The organism is Frankia sp. EI5c (assembly GCF_001636565.1).
Classification (GTDB): domain Bacteria; phylum Actinomycetota; class Actinomycetes; order Frankiales; family Frankiaceae; genus Parafrankia.
On the sequence record NZ_LRTK01000053.1, the window covers coordinates 47712 to 69987 of the forward strand.

Here is a 22276-nt window from a genome sequence, read left to right on the forward strand (position 1 = left end):
ACGATCCACCGCTCAGCAAGCGCGTATCAACCGCTAACCCAGCGTTGTATGTAGCCGTGACATGGGCGCCATGCAGGCGCTCATAGGTTCATGCCAAGGTGATATGGCATGCTGGGATGGGTTCTGGCGTCGTTTTGCGGGCCGCTAATATGCGCGCATGGCTGACCGGAGAACCCCGGTGTACCGGGCCCGCGGGCCCGTCAACGGCGAGGACTGGGCCGCCGTCGCATCGGCGCTCAACGAGCGGATGGCGCGCCGTCGCATCGGTCAGCAGGAGCTCGCCCGCATCTCGGGAGTGTCCGTGTCGACGCTGCGCGAACTTCAGCACGGCGCCGGCCGCCGGGTGCAGAACAAGACCCTCGTCGCGATCGCCCAGGCGCTGGAGTGGCCCGACGATCACCTGATCCAGGTGCTCGTGTCAGAGCCGCCGGTCGCCAGCACGCCCGGAGAGCCCACGGGCCGGGAGATCCTCGCCGCTCTGGCCCGGGTCGAGGAGCGGCTCACCGAGGTCACCTCCAGGCTCGCCGCCGTCGAGCAGGCCGTCACCAGGGCGGACAGCCAGACGCCGTCCTGAGACGACGATGGGCCGGACCCCCCCGACGAGGTCCGGCCCATCGCGACTCTTCGTGCTGTCAGTCCTCCAGTGCCGAGGGACTCCACGCCCGTGGACGCCGACGCCGCCGGATCACCTGCCGGCGCAGCGCATCAGCCATGTCCGCCTTCCCCGCGTCGTACGCCCCGCGTTCCCCCTCAGTCATCCAGCGCCGGCCGTTGTCCTCCCCGACCGACGCCGGGTCGAGTTCGAGCATGGAGCGCAGGAACGAGCCCGGCAGCTGCCGCCGGGACAGCCGAATCCCGGACGCTTCGTAGACCAGGACCGTGTCCACGTCCCCGAAGGACTCGACGAAGCGCAGGCCAGAGGGCATGTCCGCCATCGCCGCGTACAGCGCCTGCGCCGACGAGCCGGCCGGTACGACGAGCGCCCAGGCGTCCGCGCCCCACGGCAGCAGACCCACGCCCGGTTCCCCGTCCGTCTCGCATGAGCCGCTGGCCCACGTCATCGCGAACCCCCGGACCCGCCGCGAGGTTCCGTCCATGTCTGCTCCGTCATGTCCCATCGCACCCGTAGCGCCCCTCATCCGCTCACGTCGCCTCACGGCCTGGACGCCACCCCGCCCCGCGGAGATCCCGACTCGACGCGGAGCGGGGTGGCCCGCGAACAAGAGTCGTCCGCATCCGATGCGTCACGAAACGTCAAGTTGGCAAGGCACGGTGTGCATGGAATCCGGGCGGTTCACCGCCTGCCGAGTGGCTGTCAGGCGCCATCCGAGCGCCAAAGCGTCAGATCAGCGGCGAACCACCCATACCAAGGTGGCATGGTGGCGTTAGTCTCTGCGTAGCGACCTGACCACCCGCTGACCCTGGCTGTCGGCCCGCACCCGAGGAGATGGCGGATGGCCCAGCCCGCCCCTCCCTACACCGTCTCGCCTGATCTCCTTGCCCGCGAGGAGTTCCGCGCCGCCTGCGAGACCCTGGACTTCCAGGCGATCTTCCGCCTCATGCGCAAGTACGACGGCGCCAGCCAGGACCGCGTGTCCTCCCCCGTCCGCGGCCTCACGCAGAGCCGGGTCAGCCGGGTCATGAGCGGGGAAAGCAACATCACCTCACTCGACCTGGTCGAGCGCATCGCCGACGCTCTGCGCATCCCCGGCGCCTACTTCCGACTCGCGCCCCGCCCGTGGGAAGCCGAGACGACCAGAGCCGACGCGCCGCCCTCCNCTGCCCTTGCCGGCATCGGTGACCATCACCGGGCCAGCGCCTACGCGACCACGACCGCAGGCGTGAGCATGCCGGTGCCCCGCGAGCCGGCCGGAGACGTCGAGGACCGCAGCCTGACCATCGACATCGAGGTTGCCGAAGACGGATGGGCGACACTGACCTACCGGCATGAGCTCTACAACGGCACGGCCACGCCGTTCACCAGGCTCAACAGGGAGCTGTGGTTCGAGACCACCAACGGCCCGCTGGACATCGAGGCCCTGCCCTCCCCCGACCGCAACATCATCATCCAGCGCGTCCACGACACCAAGCTCAGCGCCCGCTTCGCCTGCCAGGTCTTCCCCGCCATCCAGCCCGGGGAATCCGCGACCGTCGGCTACCGCAGCACCGGCGGACGGTTCGTCTACGACCACTACTGGCGTCAGTCGATCGTCCGCCCCACCGGCACCCTCACGATCCGGCTTCGCCACCAGGGCGTCACGTCGCTGACCCGATGCTCGGCGACCGAGGACCGGCCGGACGGATCGGAGATCTCCGCGGCCGAAGGTCTGTCCTTCGCCCGNGACGAGACCGGAGTCGTCATCGAGCTGACCCGCCGGAACCTACGACCGAACCAGTTCGTGACGCTGCGATGGGACACCGCGCATGCGTCTACGTGACGAGATCGAACAGACCGTACGGGCATGGGACGCCTACGAGAAGGCCCGGAAGGCGTCACCGGTCATCGACTTCGACTGCGCGCCGACCGCGGCCAAGGTGACGACGGCCCCGAGCCGCCTGGACGTCCACAGCACACTCACACAGCTCCACGAGCGAGCCGAGCGAGACGGAGACCAGGTCTGCGCCGAGCAGCTCCGCGCCCATCTGGCCTATCTCGGCGCGTTGCTCGGCGAGCGGCCCCCGCTCGACGACTACCTGACCGCCACCCAGGGATGCTCCGCGGCCGGATGGCCCGAGGAGTACGTGACCGCCGTCGGTGAACGCGCCCGCACGGCACTGGCCGACATCGGGGTTTCCTGGGATGCCACCACCGACCGCCAGCTACGCAACGCCGAAGGACCAGTCGAGGCAGCCGACGCACCCGAGATGATCCGGGCTGCCGCCAGCGAGGCAGAGCCCGCCGTCCGCGCCCTTGCCGAAACGGACGCCCCGTACACCCTGGAGATCACGACCGCCGACGTCGACGCCTACTGGGCCTACTGGCTCGACGGCACCGGACAGGACGTACGTCTCCGCTTCAACCTGCGCAACGCCGCTTTCACCAAGGTCCGCCTACGTCAGTTCGCCCTACACGAGATCCTCGGCCACGCCCTCCAGAGCGCCAGCTACACCGCCACCGCCAGCCGCACCGACGTTCTCTGGCCGCGCCTGCTGTCGGTCCACGTGCCTTATCAGGTGCTGTTGGAAGGCATCGCGCAGGCCATGCCGCTGTTCGTCNCCCCCGACGACACCGCCGTGACCGCCCGAGTCCGACTGGACCACTACCTACAGCTCATCCGCGCCGACCTGCACCGCGCCATCAACGCCGGTGTCCCGGTCGCAGACTGCGCAGACCATGCCCGCGCATGCGTCCCGTTCTGGACCGCAGACGCCATCGCCGACATCCTCACCGACCGCGGCAACGACCCCCAGCTACGCACCTACCTGTGGGCCTACCCCGCCGGCATCGACTGGTTCGTCAACCTTGCCGACACCGCCGACACCGAAACCGTGGGGAAGGTCTTCCGTGCCGTCTACACCCAGCCCAGCACCCCGCACCAACTCACCCAGCTCTGGCCGACTGGACCCCGCATCGGCGGACCCGGCGCCCCTCTTCGTCTNCGGAAGCCTCCTCTTCCCTGACGTCCTGCGAGCCCTCATCGACCGCGACCCCCACCGCGTCCCCGTCGCCGTGAGCGGATGGCGGGTCATCGCCCTCCCAGAGCGGATCTACCCAGGACTCATCCGCGACCAGGTCGCCACCGCGACGGGACACCTATTCGACGACCTCACCGAAGCCGAGTGGAGCACCCTCGACGCGTTCGAGGCCGACTTCTACACCGTCAGCCGCATCGACCTGGAGCACGGCCGCCACGCATGGGCCTACGCCTGCGCCGAGCCCGCCGAGTTCCTCCCCGCCCAGCCATGGAGCCCTAACGAGTTCGCCCGCGACCNCCTGCCCAGTTACGTGGAGCGTTGCACCGCATGGCGTCACCGCCACGAGCAGGGCAGGTAGCCCGCACGTTGCCGAAACTCTCGTTCTTGGGATCAAGACGCGGCACGGCCACGCCGCGCGACGGCTGCGCGCGGCCGTGGGCGGCCGTGCTCGCCGGCGCGTCGGGCCACTAACAGCTCATCGAGCACCAGAAGAAATAAATCGACAAACAGAAATGATCCTCGGGGGAGAATATGCGAGTATTCATTAGCTGGTCTGGAAATGACATGAGGAAAGCAGCGGAAGAATTAAAGGAGTGGATTCCAAGCATTCTTCAGTCCGTCGAACTCTGGGTGTCCTCGCAAGATATCTCAACCGGAAGTCGCNCCATGAGCGTACTGGCCGAAGAGCTTGAAAACACTAAAATAGGAATAATCTGTGTATCCAAACGGACGCAGCATGCACCGTGGATTAACTTCGAGGCCGGCGCACTCAGCAAATCCCTCTCGGAAGGCCGAGTTATTCCGTTCCTTGTTGACCTTACCGCAGCAGATCTAGACGGACCATTGAAGCAGTTCCAGGGAGTCGATGCCGCGAATAAGACACAGGTCCGGATGATGCTCGAAGCCATCAACTCGGCAGCTTCAGAACCGATTAAGACTGAAATACTAGAGAAGCGTCTTAATGCCTTCTGGGGGGAGCTTTGCGAATCCATCTCAACAATCAACGAGGAAGCACAGCACGAATCGTCAGCGGAGAATGAGGAGGATCGCCCGAGGCCTGAACGAGAAATGCTGGCAGAATGCCTAATTCTATTGAGAGAGCATCAAAAGACTGCCGACATCTTGCACGCTAAGATAGAAAAGCTCGAAGGTGCACTAAATTCATCAGCCCGCGACATTTACTACAACATCCAACAAGAAAGTCGGGGGGTGAGTCCATTTATCGCAAATCTCTATGCAACAATGGAAAAATACTACAGCGAAAATAATATCGAGATACACAGTGACGGCACCAGGAATGGCGCCTATTTTATCCATGTCAACGAGGGTCAGAGGCCACTCGGTTCGCTGACCGAAAAACTACGGATTCTTTCAGACGAAAAGCGTATAGTTCTGTTTCTGAAGGACGAATCATATACATTTACAAATGGACGCCTAGATTCGGATCCTCCTTTTTAAGACTTTGAAGAGCCCGCGGAGGCACCATGGAAGTGGTACCAAAGCTACGGATCAGGGGGATGCTGGCAGCCAGAGCGGCGGCCTGGCCGACAGCCAAGTTGACAGCCGAGGCGGTAGACGGCCACGGACGCTGGTGGACACCAGCGGACGGAGCACACCAGGTCCGCGAACCCGGTGGACGTCCACAGGCGTCGGCGGACGATCAAGATCTAACTACGGATTGGATGCACGACCAGCGGCCCGGTCAGTAGCGGTAGTCCCACCCAACCTTGGCCTGCCATGGCGCCAACGCCTACCGTCGACTCCCCGTTTTCGATCGAGGACCCTCCCTCTGCGCCGCAGATTCCGCACCATGCGCCGCGTCCACGTCAGGTGCCCGCCGAGACGACGGCCTGTGCGCGTCCCACTCCAGCGGCATCGTCTCTCCTGGCAACCAATCTGCACACACCAGACTTTCTGCTTAGCAGCAGTTTGCGCACCAGGAAGCGCTATCTAGCAGACACGATCTCACCGAGATCATACAATGATGTCCCATATCAATTTGACGAGGTGAGATTAATCTACTTTAGCGAACTATTCAATATCGAAGACGTCGACAATCAGGAATGGTTTGACCCGATCCTGGAAAGAGATACCTTACTCTTCGTTGATCCATTTTTGATATTCCTTGACGCCAATGAGAATTGGCAAAAGATGCACGACAAAATAATAGACTACTTCCATGAAGGATTCGAGATTCTCGCGGCAAGCGACCTCAACCCAAGACACCAGTTCTACAAGCGAGCGCTCTCCCTGATGGNGTTCCCTGAGCCAAAAGAATTTCGCCTTGGCTTTGCAAGTAAGGGCGTCGATGGCTCCGGATCAGGTCCTGGCCTTGCCCAGAAGGTCATTGAGGCCATGTCGGAAGCAATCAAAAGAGGCATGCGAGATATCCGACACTTCGAAGAACTTGGAATCTTAGTAGAAGGAATACATCGAGACCGGATCTCCGATATAACATGCAGTCTCCTGAAGCCCGAATTTATCGAGTACACGCAACACGTCTGTCACTCTCTAGGAATCCCGATGCAAACAGTTAGGGTTCCCCGCAGCGAGTTCAACAAAATGCGGAAGAGATGGACCGATGCGACTCACCTGCTACCAGTCGATCCGTCCGGCGATAAACCGATAATCCTAGTTCCAAAACGTTTTCTGCGAGAACTTCCTACGATTTCAGCCGACAGTTGGTTTGACGATCTCGACACAGCTCTACGCGATGACCTCAACCTAGATATATCAACCAAGGTGCGCAAGTCGGAGATTGTCGATATAGCGAAGAGAAACCGCGCTTCTCTACGAGACTGGATTAGCGTAAAGGAACGCGGCCGACCTCAGCCATATGATGTAAGCAGNGATCCAAAGCTGTTGGTCAAGTGGCAACGGGTTGCACGCGAGGCTGTTCGAGAAGAGCCATTTGAGAGCACTGCGACGATAAATTCATCCGAAGAGCTCATGGCTTTTGTCTCTTCGATCATTGCCAAGTTTCGCCACTGGGCAGAGGAGAGAGGAGGGTGGCGGGTATTTTGGAAAAACTCAACACCTCTGGAGGCTATTCCCGAAACCAATATGCAGCTTCTTTTTCTCGGAATTCTTGACGGCTACTGCGAGGCAGCCGGAGTCCGTCTCGACCGCGAGGTCGAGACAGGGCGAGGACCAGTAGATTTCACAATATCAGCCGATCGCCGTATGCGAGTGCTCCTGGAGATGAAGCGTCTCGCCCACGGCCAGTTCTGGAATGGCTTGCGGAGCCAGACCCCCGTCTATATGAAAAGCCAAAAAGTCGACCAAGCCGTGTTCCTTGCTATTCGCGATTCCGACACCAAGCCGATGCAGAAACGCTGGAAAGAGCTTGACGAACAGGCGGAGCGCATAAGTCTGGAAACCGGTTTTTCGATTAGCGTTCAACGAGTCGATGTTCTTCCGAAACAGTCGGCAAGTAAGACTCCACCCGAATAGCAGTCACAGTTCGCTCCCCGACGTAGCGATCAATTCCTGCCGCACTTTCCTGAGTCACGAATAAGCCGCAAGGCCGGCAAACCTCACAGATTCTTACGGTCCGTTACCGGCTTCCGGAGATCCGGAGTACTGCAGTAGTACTGCAACGGGAACAGATGTTCCTGGACATCGGTGGACATCACCGAGCCCGCGACCTGCGCCAAGGGACGTCGGTGGACGTTCGTGGACGGTGCGCCGAGGGCTACGGAACATAAGGTTCGGCCGCCAACGAGGCGACGGCATGGGGTTCCGCACGCCCGAGGCATCCGGATTAACAGTCGCCTGCGTTGATCGGCACGTTCTGTAAGATGACCCTGGGCCTGCGCCGGTCAGCGGGTGCCACCCCCACTCGCCGGCCCGTTGTGGAGGGGACCAGCCCGTTCGAGCCGGGCCAGGTTGGGGCCGACATGTCTGCTCTCCCAGCCCCCGTGGAGCCCGGCGACCGTGTACCCATCGCTGTACCCGAGCCGGCGGACGTCGGTGGACACCGGCGGACACGGACCGGCGCCGCAGCCCAGGTCGCGCCGACCTGCTGGACGTCGGTGGACGTCCGTGGACGGAGCGCCTGCTTCTCTTAATCCGCGGGTTCGGGGTTCAAGTCCCTGGCGGCGCACCCGTAGCTCCTTGTCGGAGCACCTTTCGCAAGATGAATGATCTCGATTAAATCGAGATCATTCCATATTTATCTCGCATTTTGCGAACAACCATGAACGTATTTAGCGTGCTCCTTGGCGGCCGTTCACTGTGCCGGGTTGGAGGCCAAATCCGAGAGATTTCGCGAGGATCTGGCTGCCGGAGATCTTCGCTTGGGTCAGTCATTCAGCCAGGATCTGACGGTGACGGAAAGCCCGGGGATCTCGACGGTGACCGCGGTCCACAACAGGTCCGTGTCCACGGAGAAGTAGCCGTGTACGAGGTGGTTGCGCATGCCGGTGATCGCGCCCCAGGGTACCTCGGGGTGCTCTGTGCGGAAGGAGTCCGACAGTCGTGCTGCGGCTTCCCCGATGATTCCTACCCATCTGATCAAGGCGGCGGACAGAACAACGTTTTGGTCGAGTTCCTCGCGAGAGGTGGGGAGATGCGCGCTGATCAGTTGCGCATGCTCGATGATGTCGCGGAGGCGCTCATCGTCCGATCTCACAGGGCGACAGCCTCGGCCAGGACCCGTGGACGGAGCCGAGGGCGTAGCCCGGCGACCGTCGTGACGTCGACGTGGACGTTGAGCGTCGCTTCGGTGTCGCTGATGAAGCCACCGAGGTCAAACAGACCTCGTCCTGGAGCGAGATCGACAAGGAGGTCGACGTCGCTCGCGTTGTCTGCTTCGGCGCGGGCGACGGAGCCGAAGACACGGATGTTGCTCACACCGTAGCGTCGCGCGATCGCGTAGACGTCCGCGCGACGACGACGCAGTTCGCTCATCGTCACCATCCGGCGACGATCGGCGTCTGGCGTCATGACAGCCTCCTCCACACGGAGTACAGCCCACTGGCGCGGGCCGCGAGGTCGCCTCTACCACTGGACAGGGTGGCAACGGAGTCCGGCAACGGCCGTTCGTCGCTTCCGCCCTCGGTTGGTGTGCGTTCTTGCGGAAGGGTCAGGGTCGGTGCCACCTGGGATTCGGGAAGCCGATCGATGAGCCGGTGCAACTCGTCTCGCCGGGTGCTCACGGAGGACAGGATACGGCCGGAGGTGGCCGTCGACCCATGAGATCCACTGGTGTGACCACTTTGTACTCTCGGTGGAAGGCTGGGATGTCACGGTAGATCGCGAACGATCCGCCGATGGGCGGTCTGGCGCCAGCCCTCGACTCGCGTGGCCGGGCACAGGTGTACCGACCGCTGTACCCGAGCCGACGGACGTACGTGGACACCGACGGACACTGGGCGGCCCGTGAACCGCCCCGGGTTCGGTGGAGACCGGGGCGGTTCATTGTCACCCTCCGGTGATGATCGACGTCTGGCGTCACGACAACCTCCTCGACCCAAACGACAGCTCAGTGGCGCGAGTCGCTGGGTCGCCCTTGCCGCTGGACGGGATGGCGACGAAGTCCGGCGATGGCAAGCCGTCGCTTCCGCAGTGCATACTGCCGCAGTGCGTCGCGCGCGGAGGATGGCATACAGGCGCCCCCTGTCCCTTTGGCTGATCGTCGCAGCGTCCATGATCCTGTCTGGGGTGAACGCGACGATGCCCGACGGTTGGCGTCCGTGCCTCATCGGCTTTCCGGTGGGTGCCCTCTGCCTGTTCTTCGCGTGGCTGCGGCGGCCCCGCCGTCGGACCGGCAACGAACTCGGAGGTGCCGACGTCACCGATCCAGCAGAGGGGAACGGCCAGGCTTGAAGGCGATGCAGCGTCGGCGCGACTTGCTCGCCGGCTGCGGGCGCGGGGGTGGACGTCCACGGACACTGGCGGACGAAGCGCCGCTGATCTCCAAATCCGCGAGTTGCCGGGCCGCGATCCGTCATGGGACGTCCAGTGCGGCTGCTCTGCGCTGGCCGTTCACGTCGGGCGCCCATTCCCCGGCTGGGCGCCCGAGGATCTGACGGAGCACCGGCCGCGGCAAGGGGCGGCCGGGGCTGGTCCCGGGCGGCGAATCTGAGTATTCGCGCTCAGGTCGTCCCGGCGGCTGACCGGAAGACTCGCTCGTATGCGCACCTCGCCGCCGACGCGGACGCCGACATCCACCCGCGCGTGGGCCCTGCACCGCGGGGCCGCCATCGTTCTGATCGCGGCCGTACCGGTCGCGGTCGCGGGACTGCTGGGGCAGGAGTACGAACAGGACAGCCACCGGTCGGAACTCAACTACGCGGTCCGGCCGCCAGACATCCCCGCCGGGTGGATGACGGCCATCGGTATTGTCGCTCTGCTCCTGGCGGCAGCCGCAGCGTCGCTCCTGCTGCACCGGGGCCGGAGCGGCCACGCCGACCGGCGCCAGTGGCAGGTGCTGCGGCCGCTCGTGGGAGTAGGAGTGATCCTCGGCGTCGGCTACCACATCGCGACCGCCGGAGTGATCGGCGCCAACATCGGGTTCGGGTTCGTCCNTTTTCTCGGCGTGCCGCTGGCGGTCGTGCTGCTGCTGGTCGCGGTGGCCCGGGCGTGGGCGCTACGCGTCGAAGACAGGCGACACGCCTCCGGGCCCTCGTGACTGTCAAACTCGTCATAGGTTGACCGGCAGTGCCGCGAACCCGCGGACCGTGAGGTGCGGCCGAAACTCCGGCTCCTCGTCCGTGGAGAGCGACAGCCGTGGGAAACGCTCGAAGATCGTTCGGGGCCGCATCATGTGTACAGGTGGATCGAAGCGGAGGACCTCTTCGACGGTCGTCCTGATGTGCGCCGGCTCCGCGGTCAGCAGCGACAGCTTGGGTGAGGTGCCATGGCGGACTCTGGGCACGACAGGACACGGCCTGAAGTGAACCGACCGTCTTCGCCGACGTCGACCCGCACACCGAACTTGGCCAGGTCGAGGTCTTCGGCCCGGTGCTGTCGATGATGCCGTTCTCCTCCGAGGCGGAAGCGATCGAGATCGCCAACTGCACCAGGTACGGACTGTCCTCCTACATTCAGGCCGCGGATGTACGCCGAGCCCATCGGGTGGCCGAGCGGCTGGAAGCCGGCGCAACAATGATCAACGGCGCGCCGAATCTCGTGGTCAACCGCCCGTTCGGCGGCCAGGGCTACAGCGGCTACGGGAAGGAAGGCGGGCCGGAAGTCCTCGCCGAGTTCCAACGGACCAAGACGATCGCCATGGTGTGAGCGACGTCCAGCCCGCGGACGGTCCGCGGGCGTCAGGTGGACGCCGGCTGATCGGGTTGAGATCGTGCCGCGGAGATCATGACTCGGCGAATCCCCGCCGGTGATACCGGTGCTGACAGATACTGGCTGCCCGGCGGATATCGATGATTCGGCGAAGGATCGAGAACATGATCAAAAATATTCACCTGTTAGAGCAGGTGGCCGGTGCCGTCGACCCGACGGCCCTGCGGCGGGCCGCCGCGGCAACGCGATCAGCTCCAGCGGACGTCCGCCCAGCGCGCGTGGCTCTCTGCACCGCTCTGCCCGGGGTCCTGGCGGATCCTCGGTTCGGCGCCGTGGTCCTGGAATGGTTCGTGGACGCCGCTCATCAGGCGCGGTACGCATCGTGGCTGGCAGGCCAAGACGCAGCAGCCGGTCAGGGGCCGGGCGCCGCGCTGCGGGCGGAGGGCAGCCACCTCGTCGTCGCCGAGGAGCACCCGATGCGGGGGCTCGACTGGCTGGAGCAACGATGGCGCGACGGCGGCCCGAAGCTGAAGCACATGGCGATCGCGCGGCGCGCCGAGGGCCTGACCGGTAGCGAGTTTTCCGACCGATGGAAAAATCGGGCCGGCAGCGTAGGAACGACCCCCATCCCCGACCCGGCGAAGGGGAGTGCCTACGTCCAGAACCATCCGCTGTCCGGCGATGGGCTCGACTGGCCGTTTGACGCCGTCAACGAGGTCTATTTCGACGATCTCGACGGTCTGCGGGCGCGTATCACCTGGTTCGCCGAGAACTTCGACGGCAAAGGTGAGGATGATCTGGTCTCGGAGTCCTGGTTCGTGGCCGTCCGTGAGGAAATCCTGTGACCCTGGTGCGGCCGATCGGCAGGCGACCGGATCGCACCGTCGCGAGCATCTGTGAGCAGGCGGGTCCGTGACCGCAGGATCGCCGACTGTGGGTCTGATGCTCGCGACGGTGGCTGATCCCGATACCGGGGCAGTCAACCCGACCAGGGTGATCGAGACCGCGGTGCAGGCCGAGGAGTCGGGCTACGACGGAGTCTACGTCGGTGATCATCTGCTGCACCCACATGCGATGCTCGAATCGATGGTCACGCTGGCAGCCGTGGCCGCGTCCACCCGCCGGATCTCGCTGGGCCCGTGCGTGATGCTGTTCGCCCTACGCGATCCACTCGTGCTGGCGAAACAACTCGGTAGGTTCTCCCGCGGGTCCGGAGGTTTCCGGCGACTGCGTAGACCGTGGTGGCCCACGGCACCGGCCGGGGCCGCGCGTCCTCTCCCGTCCGCGGCCTGACCCAGGGCCGCGTGACCGGGTCATGTCCGGAGGGGCGTTGCCCGATGCCCCGTTGAAGTCTTCGCCTGATGCCGTCGCGGATGTTACGGACACAGGTGTGTACCCGCTGGTGGGCGCTGCGCGTGCGTCGGTGGGGGTTACGCGTCGCCGGCTCTGCTGGCGAGCAGGCCTCCGACGCCCGGGATGAGCGCGAGCAGCCAGAGTCGGTGTCGGCCGTCGGCGACGAGAGCGGAGGTGAGGACGGCCGCGGTGTAGGCGAGCCCGTGGAGCGGGCCGAGAACGTGGCTGATCGCTGATGCGTGGACGGTGAGCAGGTTGCCGACGAGGACGAGGAGGGTGAGGCACTCGGCCCAGCCGACCGCCCGGAGTGCCCGGGAGCTGCCTGTCCTCCGGGCCCGGGTCCCGTGGGTGTCGTCGCCCCGCAACGTCAGGCTCCGGTGGTCGAGCCAGGGCGATAGATCATGAGAACGACGACGGTCGCCCAGAGCAGGTTGAAGATTCCCGTCTGCATGGCGAGCCTGCCCTCGCGTCCCTCGCGTCCCTCGCGTCCCTCGCGTCCCTCGCGTCCCTCGCGTCCGTCATGCCCAGCGGGTCTGCCGGGCTGGGCCTCGACGGCTGCGAGTGCGCGTCTCTGCGCGGGCAGGATCAGTGCGACGAGGATCGCCGCCGCGGCGGCGGTCAGCGCGATCGAGATGATCAGCCAGGGGTNGCCGAGGACGCCCAGACTCGCACCGGTGGCGAGCCCGAAGACGGGCACGACGACCCCGATGACGCTGTACACGGAGGTGATGCGCGCAAGGGCCGTGACCGTTCCGGCCTTGCGGGGGTCGTCCGGGGCGCCGAGAGCCGCGCGGACCGCCGGCGGGAACATGCTCGTGGTCACGGCGACGGGCCCGATCGTGAGGATCGCGGCGATCACGTGGACGGACAGCAGGAAGCCGGTCATGAGCTGACCCGTCGGCCGGCGGCGAGCACGACGAACGGGGTCAGGGCGTCGGGCGGGTCGAACCCGTCGAACAGCGCGAGGTGGGCCGACGGCGGCATGGATGAGTCTCCTCGGGGACCTGGTGGGGCGCGGTCAGCGTCAGCGGCCGCGTCGATATCGTCCCGTTGGGCTCGCAGGGCCGACAGTGGCCGTGATGCCAGGTTCCGACGGGATCTGGCCACTGACCCCCANGGCGGTCCTTCCGTTGCTCCGTCGGGGCAACAGCAGGGCTGGTCGACGCTAGCGNGCTGGTATGCACACCATCGCGGTCCTTGCGCTGCCTGACGTGATTGCCTTCGATCTGGCCACACCGGTGGAGATCTTCGGGCGGGCGCGGCTGCCTGACGGCAGGCCGGCGTACCGGGTGGTCGTGTGCGGGGCCGAGTCGACGGTTGACGCCGGGCCGCTGCGGTTCTCAGTGAACGCGGGGCTGGCGGAGTTCCGGCGGGCCGACACCATCGTCGTGCCTGGTCGCAACCGTCCGGAGGTGCCCACGGGAGCACCGGTTATCGACGCGCTGCGGGCGGCGGCGGGTGAGGGCACGCGGATCGCGTCGCTCTGCGTGGGCGCGTTCACCCTCGCCGAGGCCGGCCTGCTGGACGGACATCGCGCGACCACCCACTGGCTCGCCGCCGACGATCTGGCCCGCCGGTACCCGGCCGTGCGGGTCGACGCGGATGTGCTCTACATCGACAACGGCCTGGTCCTGACCTCGGCGGGGGCGGCCGCGGGCCTGGACCTGTGTCTGCACATGATCCGGCGCGACCACGGGGTCGCCGTCGCCGCGGACGCGGCGCGGATCGCGGTGGCGCCGCTGCATCGAAGCGGCGGGCAGGCGCAGTTCATCGTGCGGAACTCGCCCGGCCACCCGACCGCGACGCTGGAGAACGTGCTCGCCTGGATCGAGCACAATGCGCACCGCGATCTGGCCCTGGCCGATATCGCGACCGCCGCGCACACCAGCGTCCGAACGCTGAACCGCCGCTTTCATGCCGAGACCGGCCAGAGCCCGATGGAATGGGTGACCGGCGTCCGCCTGCGTCATGCCCAGGAGCTTCTGGAGACGACGGACCACGGCATCGAACGCATCGCTCGACAGGTGGGTTTTACCAGTGTGAGCAACTTCCGCACGCACTTCCGCCGCCTCGTCGGCGTCACACCCCACGAGTACCGCGCCACCTTCACCGGTGGTCCCTCGCTGGGGGACCTCCAGCAGCGGCGCGCCCCGGGCCGGCGGACGGAGCGGGCGTCCGTCGGCGCCCAGGGATGATCCAGATCGCTCTCCTGGAACCGTGCCGGTTCCGTGATACCCCGGATCATCGATCCAGCAGCCGAATCAGCAGCCGAATCAGCAGCCGCACCGACCGGGGACCCGGGCCGGTGCGCCGCTTACTCGGGCGAATTCGGTCGACTTTCCGGTGAGCTCCCGACAGCTCCCGTCAGATTGCCGTCCGTGCACTGAGCGCACCCGGCGTCAGCTCGAAGACGACTTCCGCCTGGGACCAGGAGATCAGCGGTCCTCCGGTGGGTGGGAAGGCGGTGACCGACGCCGTGTTCTGAATCCTGCCGGCCGCCACGTCGGCCACGGTGGTCGTGTACTGCGCCGGGCAGGCCATCGCCGTGCCGGGCAGCAGTGTGGTGGCCGGGCAGGTGATGGGGCCGAGCTGGCTGTCGACGAGCGAGATCCCGGACAGCGCGGTCNGGGACCAGTTCGTGATCCGGTAGACATAGACGACCGGCTGGCCGGCCCCGGTGAAGGTGCCGGATGTCGCGCTCTTGACCAGGCTGAGGGGAGGGAGTGGCTTTCTGTAGGCCACCTCCTCCACTGTCGTCGAGACCACCGGTGCTCCGACAGGTGGGTTCGCGGTGACCTTCGCCGTGTTCTGGATGCGGCCGACCGCCACGTCGACCGCGGTGGTCGTGTACTGCGCCGGGCAGGACATCGTCGTGCCGGGCGGCAACGTGGTGGCCGGGCAGGTGATGGCGCCGAGTCGGTTGTCGAGGAGCGAAACCCCCGACAGCGCCACCGTGGACGGGTTTGTGATCTTGTAGACATAGGTGACTGTCTGGCCGGCGGCGCTGAAGGTTCCGGGTACCGCGGTCTTCTCCAGCCTTACCGCGCCGGGCACGGGGACGAACACCACTTCCGCGTCGGCGGTGGCGATTTCGGGCGGCCCGCTGGGCGGAACGGCGGTGACAGTCGCCGTGTTCTGGATGCGGCCGGCGGCGACATCCGCGTCGGTGGTCGTGTACCGGGCCAGGCAGTCCATCGACCCGCCGGGCGGCAGAGTCGTGCCCGGGCAGGCAATCGCCCCGAGTCGATCGTCGACCAGCGACACTCCGGTCAGCTGGTCGGAGACGCTGGTGATTCGGTAGCCATAGGTGATCACATTTCCAGGGCCGGTGAACAGGGTGGGGCTCGAAATCTTGAGGAGGCGGAGCCCCGGCTGCGGCCCGGTGTACAGGACGGTTGCCTGGGAGCGCCTCGAGATCGTGAGCCCGGTGGACNCCTCCCGGCCCGCCGCGAACACAGTGTTCGTGAGGTTTCCGGCGAGAACGTCGGCCTGGGTCGTCGTGTACTGGGCCGTGCATTCGAGCGGCTGCTGCGGCGTCAGAACGGTGGACGGGCAGGTGACCGGGCCGATCTTGCTGTCAACCAGGGAGACGTCCGTCAGACTCGAGACGCCGCTGGACAACCGGTAGTGGTAGGTGAGCACCTGGCCCGGGCCGTCGAACTCGCTCGGCGACGCCTGCTTGCTGAGAGCGAGCCGGTTGTTGTTGCCGTACGGCACGGTGGCGGTGGCGGCCTGGGCCAGGCGCTGACCCGTGGTGCTGGTCGCTGTCACGGTCGCGGTGTTCACGATGACACCTCTGAACACATCGGCGTCGGTGACTGTGTACGGCACGTGGCAGGTCATTGTTGCGCCGGGCGTCAGAACGGTGGACGGGCAGGGGACCGGGCCGGCGAAGTCATCGACCACGGACACGCCCACCAGACCCACCGGGCCGTTGGTCAGTTGGTAGGTATATGTCAGGATCTCCCCCGGGAGGGTGAAGAAAAAGGGACCTGACTTGCTGATGGCGATCGACGGGACAAGGCNGCTGTAGGGGATGTCCGCCGTCGCGTGCCTGACGACGCGTGTCCNCGTGACCTCGGTCAGGGACAAGGTCGCGGAATTGCCGATGGATCCGCCTTCCGCATCCCGGCGGGTGGTCGTGTACTGCCCCACGCACTCCATCGACGCGTGCGGCAGCAGTGTAGTGGCGGGGCACCAGATCGGCCCGATTTGGCTGTCGATCACCGATATGTCGACCGCGCCGACCGGGCCGTTGACTATTCGGTAGGTGTAGGTGATGACCTGCCCGGCACCATCGAAATGGTACTGGCTGGGCTTCTTTGTGAAGGTGATCTGATCGGCCTGTGCGGACNCCGCCGTGGCAACCGAGAAAGTCGCTCCAAAAGCCAGTATGACGGAGATTGCTCGGGCGGTGGCCCGCTTTGTGGCACTCGCGCCGCGATGCACTCGGGCCCGGGGTGGACTGTGTGGTCTTCTTTCACTGGACATGCGTCTTGCTCCGTACTCGCGGGCTCGGTCGCCGATATGGCTGACCGGAGGGCGAGATTAACGTTCTGGCGGAGCGGCGTCACGCATATCGTGCGGTCCTCTACCTGGAACAAACCGTCTTGAACAAGGGGCGACGGAGCATTCGAGTGCGCTGCCCGGATGATTCCCGGTCGACCGGGCCGCGCGCCCGCGGCATTTTTCAGGAGATCCGGCCGCCGTTGACGTTGACGATCTGGCCGGTGACGTAACCGGCCTCCTCGCTGACGAGGAAGGCGCAGACCGCGGCGATGTCCTCGGGGCGGCCGATCCGGCCGACCGGGGTGCCGGCGGTCTGCTCCTCGACCTTCATGAGCCCGTTGCTCTCGGCGTCCCGCAGCATCGGGGTGTCGATGAAGCCCGGCGGGATCGTGTTGACGGTGATGCCGCGCCGGCCGAACTCGCGCGCGAGCACCTTGGTGAGCCCGACCACACCCGACTTCGCCGCGACGTAGGACGCAAGCCTCGGCGGCCCGCTGTGGACGCTCGACGACGAGATGTTGACGATGCGGCCCCAGCCCTCTTCGACCATGTCGGGGATGATCGCCTGGCTGCACTGGAACGCACTGGTGAGGTTGACGGCGAGGCTGCGGTTCCACATCTCGAGGGTGATGTCGAGGAAGGGGCTGGTGGGGGTCACCCCGGCGTTGTTGACCAGGATCGTCGGCCGGCCCAGCCGTTCCCGGACGGCGGCCACCCCGGCGTCGATCGCCGCCCGGTCGGTCACGTCTACGGCCAGCCCGATTGCCTTGCCGCCGGCCTCCTCGATCGAGGCGGCCTTCGCCACGGCGGCCTCGCCGTCGAGATCGAAGATCGCCACGGCGATGCCGTCGGCCGCCAGCCGCCGGCTGATCGCCTCGCCGATGCCGGATGCTCCACCGGTGACGACTGCGGTGTGCCCACTCATGCGGTCGGCTCCTGACTGCGCGAACCTCGGCCGGCTGGCAGCTCGATCTCGGCGGTGCAGTCGACCAGCACGCCGCCGTCCTGGTTGGTGAGCTTCAGCTTCACCTGGACGAGCGGCACACCCCACACCGAGTCCGCCTGCTTGTCGACGATCTCGGCGTCGAAGTAGGTGACGTCCCCTTCGAAGGCGGGGCCGCGGAAGTTGGCCNTGGTGTGGCGGACCATGCCGTCGTGACCGGCCCAGTAGGCGAGGTAGTCGGTGCACCAGGCACCCATCGTGGCGCCGTAGCCGTAGGCGCGGGCCATGCCGACCTCGCTGGCCTTGTCGGCGTCGATGTGGCCGCGGGACGGGCCGACGTAGAGGCCGTCGCGCAGCCGCGGGTCGATCCGGGCGCCCTCCTCGTCGAAGCCGAAGCCCTCGACCCAGCCCGGGTCCTGGTTGATCCAGGGGTCCTCGACGCCGGGCGGCGCGGTCCAGTGGGACGTGCCCCAGATGTTGAACAGGAAGGCCCGGTACTCGGTGGTGAAGCTGGCGATGCTGTGCGGGCCGATCACCCGGCGCGGCAGCACGTCCCCGACCCGGACGTCCGCGAAGTGCGGGGAGACACCCTCCCGGTTGCTGAGGAGCCAGTCGTGGCGGACCTTCTCGACCGCACGCAGCTCCTCGTCCGTCCAGCGCTTCACGGCGCCGAGCTGGTTCTCGTACATGCCGCGCTTCTCCGCCTCGGCGGCGAGGTAGCGGATGGCGGTCGAGCGCTCGCGGGCCACCAGCGCACCGAGCTGGTTGGTGTGGACGGTGTCGCCGCGGGAGAACATCGTCGGCCCGGCGAACTTCGTCTCGACGACCTTGTAGTCGTGGAACCGCCGCTCCTGGAACAGCTTGTCGCCCACCCGGACCGGCACCCCGTAGAACCACCACTCCTCGCCACCGAAGATCAGGTGGCTGCCGGGGATGTAACCCACGCACGCCGGCTGGGCGCCGTGGCCGAAGTCGAGCGCGACCGCGATGGACTGCGGGGCGATGATCTCGCCGAACCGTGACGCGCGGGCGAACTGTTCGTCCCAGTGCAACGGGTTGGGGTAGTCCATCGCCATCACCCAGCGACGGACGTCGGAGGAACTGCACGGGTCGTACAACTGCCCGCCGCCGACCAGCTGGCCCACCCGGTGGTCGACGTCCGACAGGTCAAGCTCCGGCTTCTCCGACGCCGCCTTCGCTGACGCCGCCTTCTCCGGTGCCGCGGATTTTCCACTCATCAAGCGCTCCCGACTGTCGGTTGACGGCTAGGGACGATTCGCGGGGCCGGGCGCGGAGGGCCCGGGACAGACCCCGGGGCGCCTCGGACCCAGCAGGCCGACCTGTCGGTGGGACTCCGCACCGCCGGTGGCCAGAACCGTATCGTGGATATTGACACCGCAATACGGTCTCGTCCAGAGTGGGCCCGGCGGAAGTCGGCCGGCCGCCTCACCGCTGCCGCTGCCGGGCAGCGCCGGTCTCGGGCACTCACTTCACGAGCGGAGACGCGCTGTCATGACATCCGACTTCATCGATCTGACCGGGCGTGTCGTCGTCGTCAGCGGCGCGGGCGGCGGTGGCATCGGCACCTCGGTGGTGCGCCTGGTCGCCCGGGCCGGGGCGACGGTCGTCGCGGTCAGCCGCTCACAGGACAACCTCGACACCCACGTCGCGCCGTTGGCCGAGGAGGGCCTGCCGGTCGTGCCGGTCGCGGCCGACGCCTCGACGGACGAGGGCATCGCCACCGTGCTGGAGCGGGTGCGGCGCACCGACGGCGACCTCCACGGGCTCGTCAACGTCGCCGGCGGCGCCGCCACCTCCACCTGGATGCCGGCCACGCGGGTGAGCCGGGCGGACTGGCGCGAACTGTTCACGCAGAACCTCGAGACGATGTTCTTCATGAGCCAGGCGGTCGCCGCCGAGCTCAAGGCACGGGGCCGGCCGGGGTCGATCGTCTCGGTCTCGTCGATCAGTGGCCTGAACACCGCGCCGTTCCACGTCGGCTACGGCTCGGCGAAGGCGGCGCTGGTGGCCGCGACCCGCACGATGGCCGTCGAGCTCGCACAGGACGACATCCGGGTGAACGCCGTGGCGCCCGGCGTGACGGCGACGCCGTCGTCGCTGACCTACGTGGACGAGGACGTCGAGCGCGACCGGCGGGCCATCGCGATGGGCCGGCGCGCCCGTCCGGAGGAACAGGCCGGGGTGATCCTCTTCCTGCTCTCCGACCTGTCGTCCTACGTGACCGGGCAGACCATCCTGGTCGACGGCGGGCTGAACCTGAAGTGGACGCACCTGGCCGCCGACCACACCTCGCTCTTCCTCAAGGACCAGGAGTTCCGCGCGGCCATCACGCGCTGAGCTCGCGCAGCGCCCGACAACCGACCCGAGCACCGGCCCCGAAGCGAGGAACCCGCATGCACGACTGCGCTCCCACCGAAACCCCCGAGGTCGACCACGACGCCCTCCGGGCCAGGTACCTGTTAGAACGCGACCGGCGGCTGCGCCCGGAGGGGCAGCAGCAGTACCTGGTCACCGAGGGGGACTTCGAGGAGTTCTACGAGGCCGACCCGTACACGCCGGTCGTACCCCGGACGCCGATCGTCGAGGACATCGACGTGGCGGTCCTCGGCGGCGGCTGGGCCGGCCTGGTGACCGGGGCCCGCCTCGCCGAGGCGGGGGTGACGAACTTCCGGATCATCGAGCTCGCCGGTGACTTCGGCGGGGTGTGGTACTGGAACCGCTACCCCGGCATCCAGTGCGACACCGACAGCTACTGCTACCTGCCGCTGCTGGAGGAGACCGGGTACGTCCCCAGGGAGAAGTACGCCCGGGGTGACGAGTGCCTCGAGCACGCGCAGCGCATCGGCAAGCACTACGGCCTCTACGAGCACGCGATCTTCAGCACGCTGGTGCGCTCGCAGGAGTGGGACGAGGAGTCCCGGCGGTGGAAGCTCGGCACGAACCGGGGTGACGAGATCCGGGCGCGGTTCGTGGTNATGTGCCAGGGTCCGTTCAACAAGCCGAAGCTCCCCGGGATTCCCGGCATCAGGGATTTCACCGGCCACACGATCCACACCGCCCGGNGGGACTACGAGTACACCGGCGGCCACCTGCACGGGGGGCTGGACGGGCTGGCGGGCAAGAAGGTCGCGGTGATCGGCACCGGTGCCAGCGGCGTGCAGGTCATCCCGCACATCGCGCAGACCGCCGAGCACCTGTACGTCTTCCAGCGCACCGCGTCGTCGATCGACGAGCGCGGCGACATCCCGACCGACCCGGAATGGGCCGCCTCACTGCGGCCGGGCTGGCAGCGGGAACGCCGCCGCAACTTCCACACCGCGGCGTACGAGGCGTTCGCGCCGGGCCAGCCGGACCTGATCTGCGACGGCTGGACGGAGATCAGCCGCAACCTCCAGGCACACCTGGACGCCACCGACGGCTGGGCGGCCATGGCCGACCCGGCGAAGTTCATGGAGCTGCGGGAACTCGTCGACTACCAGGTGATGGAGCGGCTGCGCGGCCGGATCGAGGCGATCGTCGAGGACGCGGACACCGCGGAGATCCTCAAGCCGTACTACCGGTTCCTGTGCAAGCGGCCGTGCTTCAACGACCTGTACCTGCCGACGTTCAACCGCCCGAACGTCACCCTGCTCGACGTGTCGGCGACCAGAGGGGTCGAGCGGATCACCGCGACGGGAATCGTCGCCGGGGGAGTCGAGCACGAGGTCGACTGCATCGTGTTCGCCAGCGGCTTCGAGATCACCACCGACCTCGACCGGCGGCTCGCGATCCACCCGTTCGCCGGCCGCGGCGGCCGGTCGCTCTACGACCACTGGCGCGAGGGCTACCGCACGCTGCACGGGATCATGACCCACGGTTTCCCGAACCAGTTCTTCACCGGCTACATCCAGGGCGGCATCACGGCGGCGGTGCCGGCGATGTTCGAGCAGCAGGCCGTCCACATCGCCCACATCATCAGCGAGACCCTCGCCCGCGGCGCGACGGCGGTGGAACCCACGTTCGAGGCGCAGGAGGAGTGGGTCGCCACTATCCGCGCCAACGAGATCGACAACACCAACTTCGCCCGGGAGTGCACGCCCGGCTACTACAACAACGAGGGCGAGGAGCGGATCCGCTCCGTTCTCGGCGACCCCTACTGGGCTGGCTTCTACGCCATGGAGGACCTGCTGCGGGACTGGCGCGACGCCGGCGACCTGGCCGGCCTCACTCTCACGATCGAGGGGTGACTGTTCGGTGAAGGTCTACGAGCGTATTCTTCCGCTTTTCGCGGCCGAGGGCATCGACACCATCTTCGGTATTCCCGACCCGAACTTCGTGCACATGTTCCATCTGGCGGAGGAGCGCGGCTGGAACGTGGTCGCGCCGCATCACGAGGAGTCCGCCGGGTTCATGGCGGAGGCGGTCTCCCGGATGACGGGGAAGGCGGCGGTGTGTATCGGCACCCTCGGCCCCGGTGTCGCGAACCTGGCCGGCGCGATGATGTGCGCGAAGGTCGAGAACTCGCCGGTGATCTTCCTGGGTGGGCAGCGGGCCCGGATCACCGAGCAGCGGGTGCGCCGCGGCCGCATC

Annotated in this window: 15 protein-coding genes and 11 pseudogenes; 16 read left to right on the forward strand and 10 right to left on the reverse strand. The window is 66.6% G+C overall.

The window, feature by feature from the left end; genetic code table 11:
• Positions 1-157: 157 nt before the first annotated feature.
• Positions 158-574 carry a helix-turn-helix transcriptional regulator gene (locus UG55_RS19915; protein ID WP_199865202.1) on the forward strand — a complete coding sequence of 139 codons (417 nt, stop codon included), beginning with the start codon at positions 158-160 and terminating at the stop codon, positions 572-574.
• A gap of 58 nt (positions 575-632) precedes the next feature.
• Here UG55_RS19915 and UG55_RS19920 read toward each other — a convergent pair whose 3' ends face one another.
• Positions 633-1097, reverse strand: coding sequence for a hypothetical protein (locus UG55_RS19920; RefSeq protein WP_083987005.1), 465 nt, complete (start codon positions 1095-1097; stop codon positions 633-635).
• Positions 1098-1454: 357 nt separating this feature from the next.
• On the opposite strand from UG55_RS19920, the gene UG55_RS39790 reads away from it, so the two are divergent.
• The 6 genes and pseudogenes from UG55_RS39790 to UG55_RS47670 all read left to right on the forward strand — a co-directional run.
• Positions 1455-1778, forward strand: a 324-nt coding sequence (locus tag UG55_RS39790; RefSeq protein ID WP_242424819.1) for a helix-turn-helix domain-containing protein, incomplete at its 3' end; no start/stop codon positions are given.
• Between the two features lie 646 nt (positions 1779-2424).
• On the forward strand, positions 2425-3216 hold a 792-nt coding region (locus UG55_RS19930; protein ID WP_242424820.1), incomplete at its 3' end, for a hypothetical protein.
• Between the two features lies 1 nt (position 3217).
• Positions 3218-3599 (forward strand): annotated as a pseudogene (locus UG55_RS47660) (hypothetical protein); the annotation flags it as partial.
• A 38-nt stretch (positions 3600-3637) separates the two neighbouring features.
• A partial coding sequence (locus UG55_RS39795; RefSeq protein ID WP_242424825.1) for a gamma-glutamylcyclotransferase family protein occupies positions 3638-3932 on the forward strand: 295 nt, incomplete at its 3' end.
• Positions 3933-4167: 235 nt separating this feature from the next.
• A pseudogene (locus tag UG55_RS47665) lies at positions 4168-4299 on the forward strand (hypothetical protein); the annotation flags it as partial.
• 1 nt (position 4300) lies between these two features.
• Positions 4301-5094: pseudogene (locus UG55_RS47670) on the forward strand (hypothetical protein); the annotation flags it as partial.
• A 2845-nt stretch (positions 5095-7939) separates the two neighbouring features.
• On the opposite strand, the gene UG55_RS19940 reads toward UG55_RS47670, so the two are convergent.
• The 3 genes from UG55_RS19940 to UG55_RS19955 all read right to left on the reverse strand — a co-directional run bounded on the left by UG55_RS19940 (position 7940) and on the right by UG55_RS19955 (position 10516).
• Complete coding sequence (locus UG55_RS19940; protein ID WP_066071431.1) at positions 7940-8269, reverse strand: DUF86 domain-containing protein; 330 nt, start codon at positions 8267-8269, stop codon at positions 7940-7942.
• On the reverse strand, positions 8266-8583 hold the full coding sequence (locus UG55_RS19945; protein WP_242424821.1) for a nucleotidyltransferase family protein: 318 nt from the start codon (positions 8581-8583) through the stop codon (positions 8266-8268). Before UG55_RS19945 ends, UG55_RS19940 begins: the two co-directional genes overlap by 4 nt.
• 1699 nt (positions 8584-10282) lie before the next feature.
• Positions 10283-10516 (reverse strand): hypothetical protein, encoded by a 234-nt coding sequence (locus UG55_RS19955; protein ID WP_066071439.1) that lies wholly within the window; start codon positions 10514-10516, stop codon positions 10283-10285.
• Positions 10517-10536: 20 nt separating this feature from the next.
• Between UG55_RS19955 and UG55_RS19960 the strand changes: the two are divergent.
• The 3 genes and pseudogenes from UG55_RS19960 to UG55_RS19970 form a co-directional block, all read left to right on the forward strand.
• Positions 10537-10878 (forward strand): annotated as a pseudogene (locus UG55_RS19960) (aldehyde dehydrogenase family protein); the annotation flags it as partial.
• Positions 10879-11213: 335 nt separating this feature from the next.
• Entirely contained in the window at positions 11214-11726 is a 513-nt protein-coding gene (locus tag UG55_RS19965; protein ID WP_128423090.1) for a hypothetical protein, read from the forward strand.
• Positions 11727-11823: 97 nt separating this feature from the next.
• Complete coding sequence (locus UG55_RS19970; RefSeq protein ID WP_255360507.1) at positions 11824-12174, forward strand: LLM class flavin-dependent oxidoreductase; 351 nt, start codon at positions 11824-11826, stop codon at positions 12172-12174.
• 137 nt (positions 12175-12311) lie between these two features.
• Here UG55_RS19970 and UG55_RS19975 read toward each other — a convergent pair whose 3' ends face one another.
• The 3 genes and pseudogenes from UG55_RS19975 to UG55_RS47680 form a co-directional block, all read right to left on the reverse strand.
• Positions 12312-12599: a hypothetical protein gene (locus UG55_RS19975; protein ID WP_066071451.1), complete on the reverse strand. Its 288-nt coding sequence runs from the start codon at positions 12597-12599 to the stop codon at positions 12312-12314.
• Between the two features lie 2 nt (positions 12600-12601).
• Positions 12602-12882, reverse strand: a pseudogene (locus tag UG55_RS47675) (hypothetical protein); the annotation flags it as partial.
• Position 12883: 1 nt separating this feature from the next.
• Positions 12884-13120, reverse strand: a pseudogene (locus tag UG55_RS47680) (hypothetical protein); the annotation flags it as partial.
• A gap of 286 nt (positions 13121-13406) precedes the next feature.
• Here UG55_RS47680 and UG55_RS19985 point away from each other — a divergent pair.
• Positions 13407-14429 (forward strand): annotated as a pseudogene (locus tag UG55_RS19985) (GlxA family transcriptional regulator); the annotation flags it as partial.
• A gap of 2495 nt (positions 14430-16924) precedes the next feature.
• Here the strand turns inward: UG55_RS19985 and UG55_RS19995 are convergent.
• From UG55_RS19995 to UG55_RS20000, 3 genes and pseudogenes are all read right to left on the reverse strand, one after another.
• Positions 16925-17668 carry an SDR family NAD(P)-dependent oxidoreductase gene (locus UG55_RS19995; RefSeq protein ID WP_066071463.1) on the reverse strand — a complete coding sequence of 248 codons (744 nt, stop codon included), beginning with the start codon at positions 17666-17668 and terminating at the stop codon, positions 16925-16927.
• Positions 17665-17875 (reverse strand): annotated as a pseudogene (locus tag UG55_RS47685) (hypothetical protein); the annotation flags it as partial. The gene UG55_RS19995 and the pseudogene UG55_RS47685, both read right to left, overlap by 4 nt.
• Before the next feature lies 1 nt (position 17876).
• Positions 17877-18924: pseudogene (locus UG55_RS20000) on the reverse strand (MaoC family dehydratase N-terminal domain-containing protein); the annotation flags it as partial.
• A gap of 274 nt (positions 18925-19198) precedes the next feature.
• Between UG55_RS20000 and UG55_RS20005 the strand changes: the two are divergent.
• The 5 genes and pseudogenes from UG55_RS20005 to UG55_RS20015 form a co-directional block, all read left to right on the forward strand.
• The gene (locus tag UG55_RS20005) at positions 19199-20044 is read left to right on the forward strand and encodes an SDR family NAD(P)-dependent oxidoreductase (RefSeq protein ID WP_066071468.1); all 846 of its coding nucleotides are present in this window, start codon (positions 19199-19201) and stop codon (positions 20042-20044) included.
• Between the two features lie 56 nt (positions 20045-20100).
• The coding region (locus tag UG55_RS39810) for an NAD(P)-binding protein (protein ID WP_242424822.1) at positions 20101-20681 on the forward strand (581 nt) is incomplete at its 3' end.
• Position 20682: 1 nt separating this feature from the next.
• Positions 20683-20769 (forward strand): annotated as a pseudogene (locus UG55_RS39815) (hypothetical protein); the annotation flags it as partial.
• Position 20770: 1 nt separating this feature from the next.
• Positions 20771-21933, forward strand: a pseudogene (locus UG55_RS39820) (flavin-containing monooxygenase); the annotation flags it as partial.
• A gap of 7 nt (positions 21934-21940) precedes the next feature.
• Positions 21941-22276, forward strand: a 336-nt coding sequence (locus tag UG55_RS20015) for a thiamine pyrophosphate-binding protein (protein ID WP_255360508.1), incomplete at its 3' end; no start/stop codon positions are given.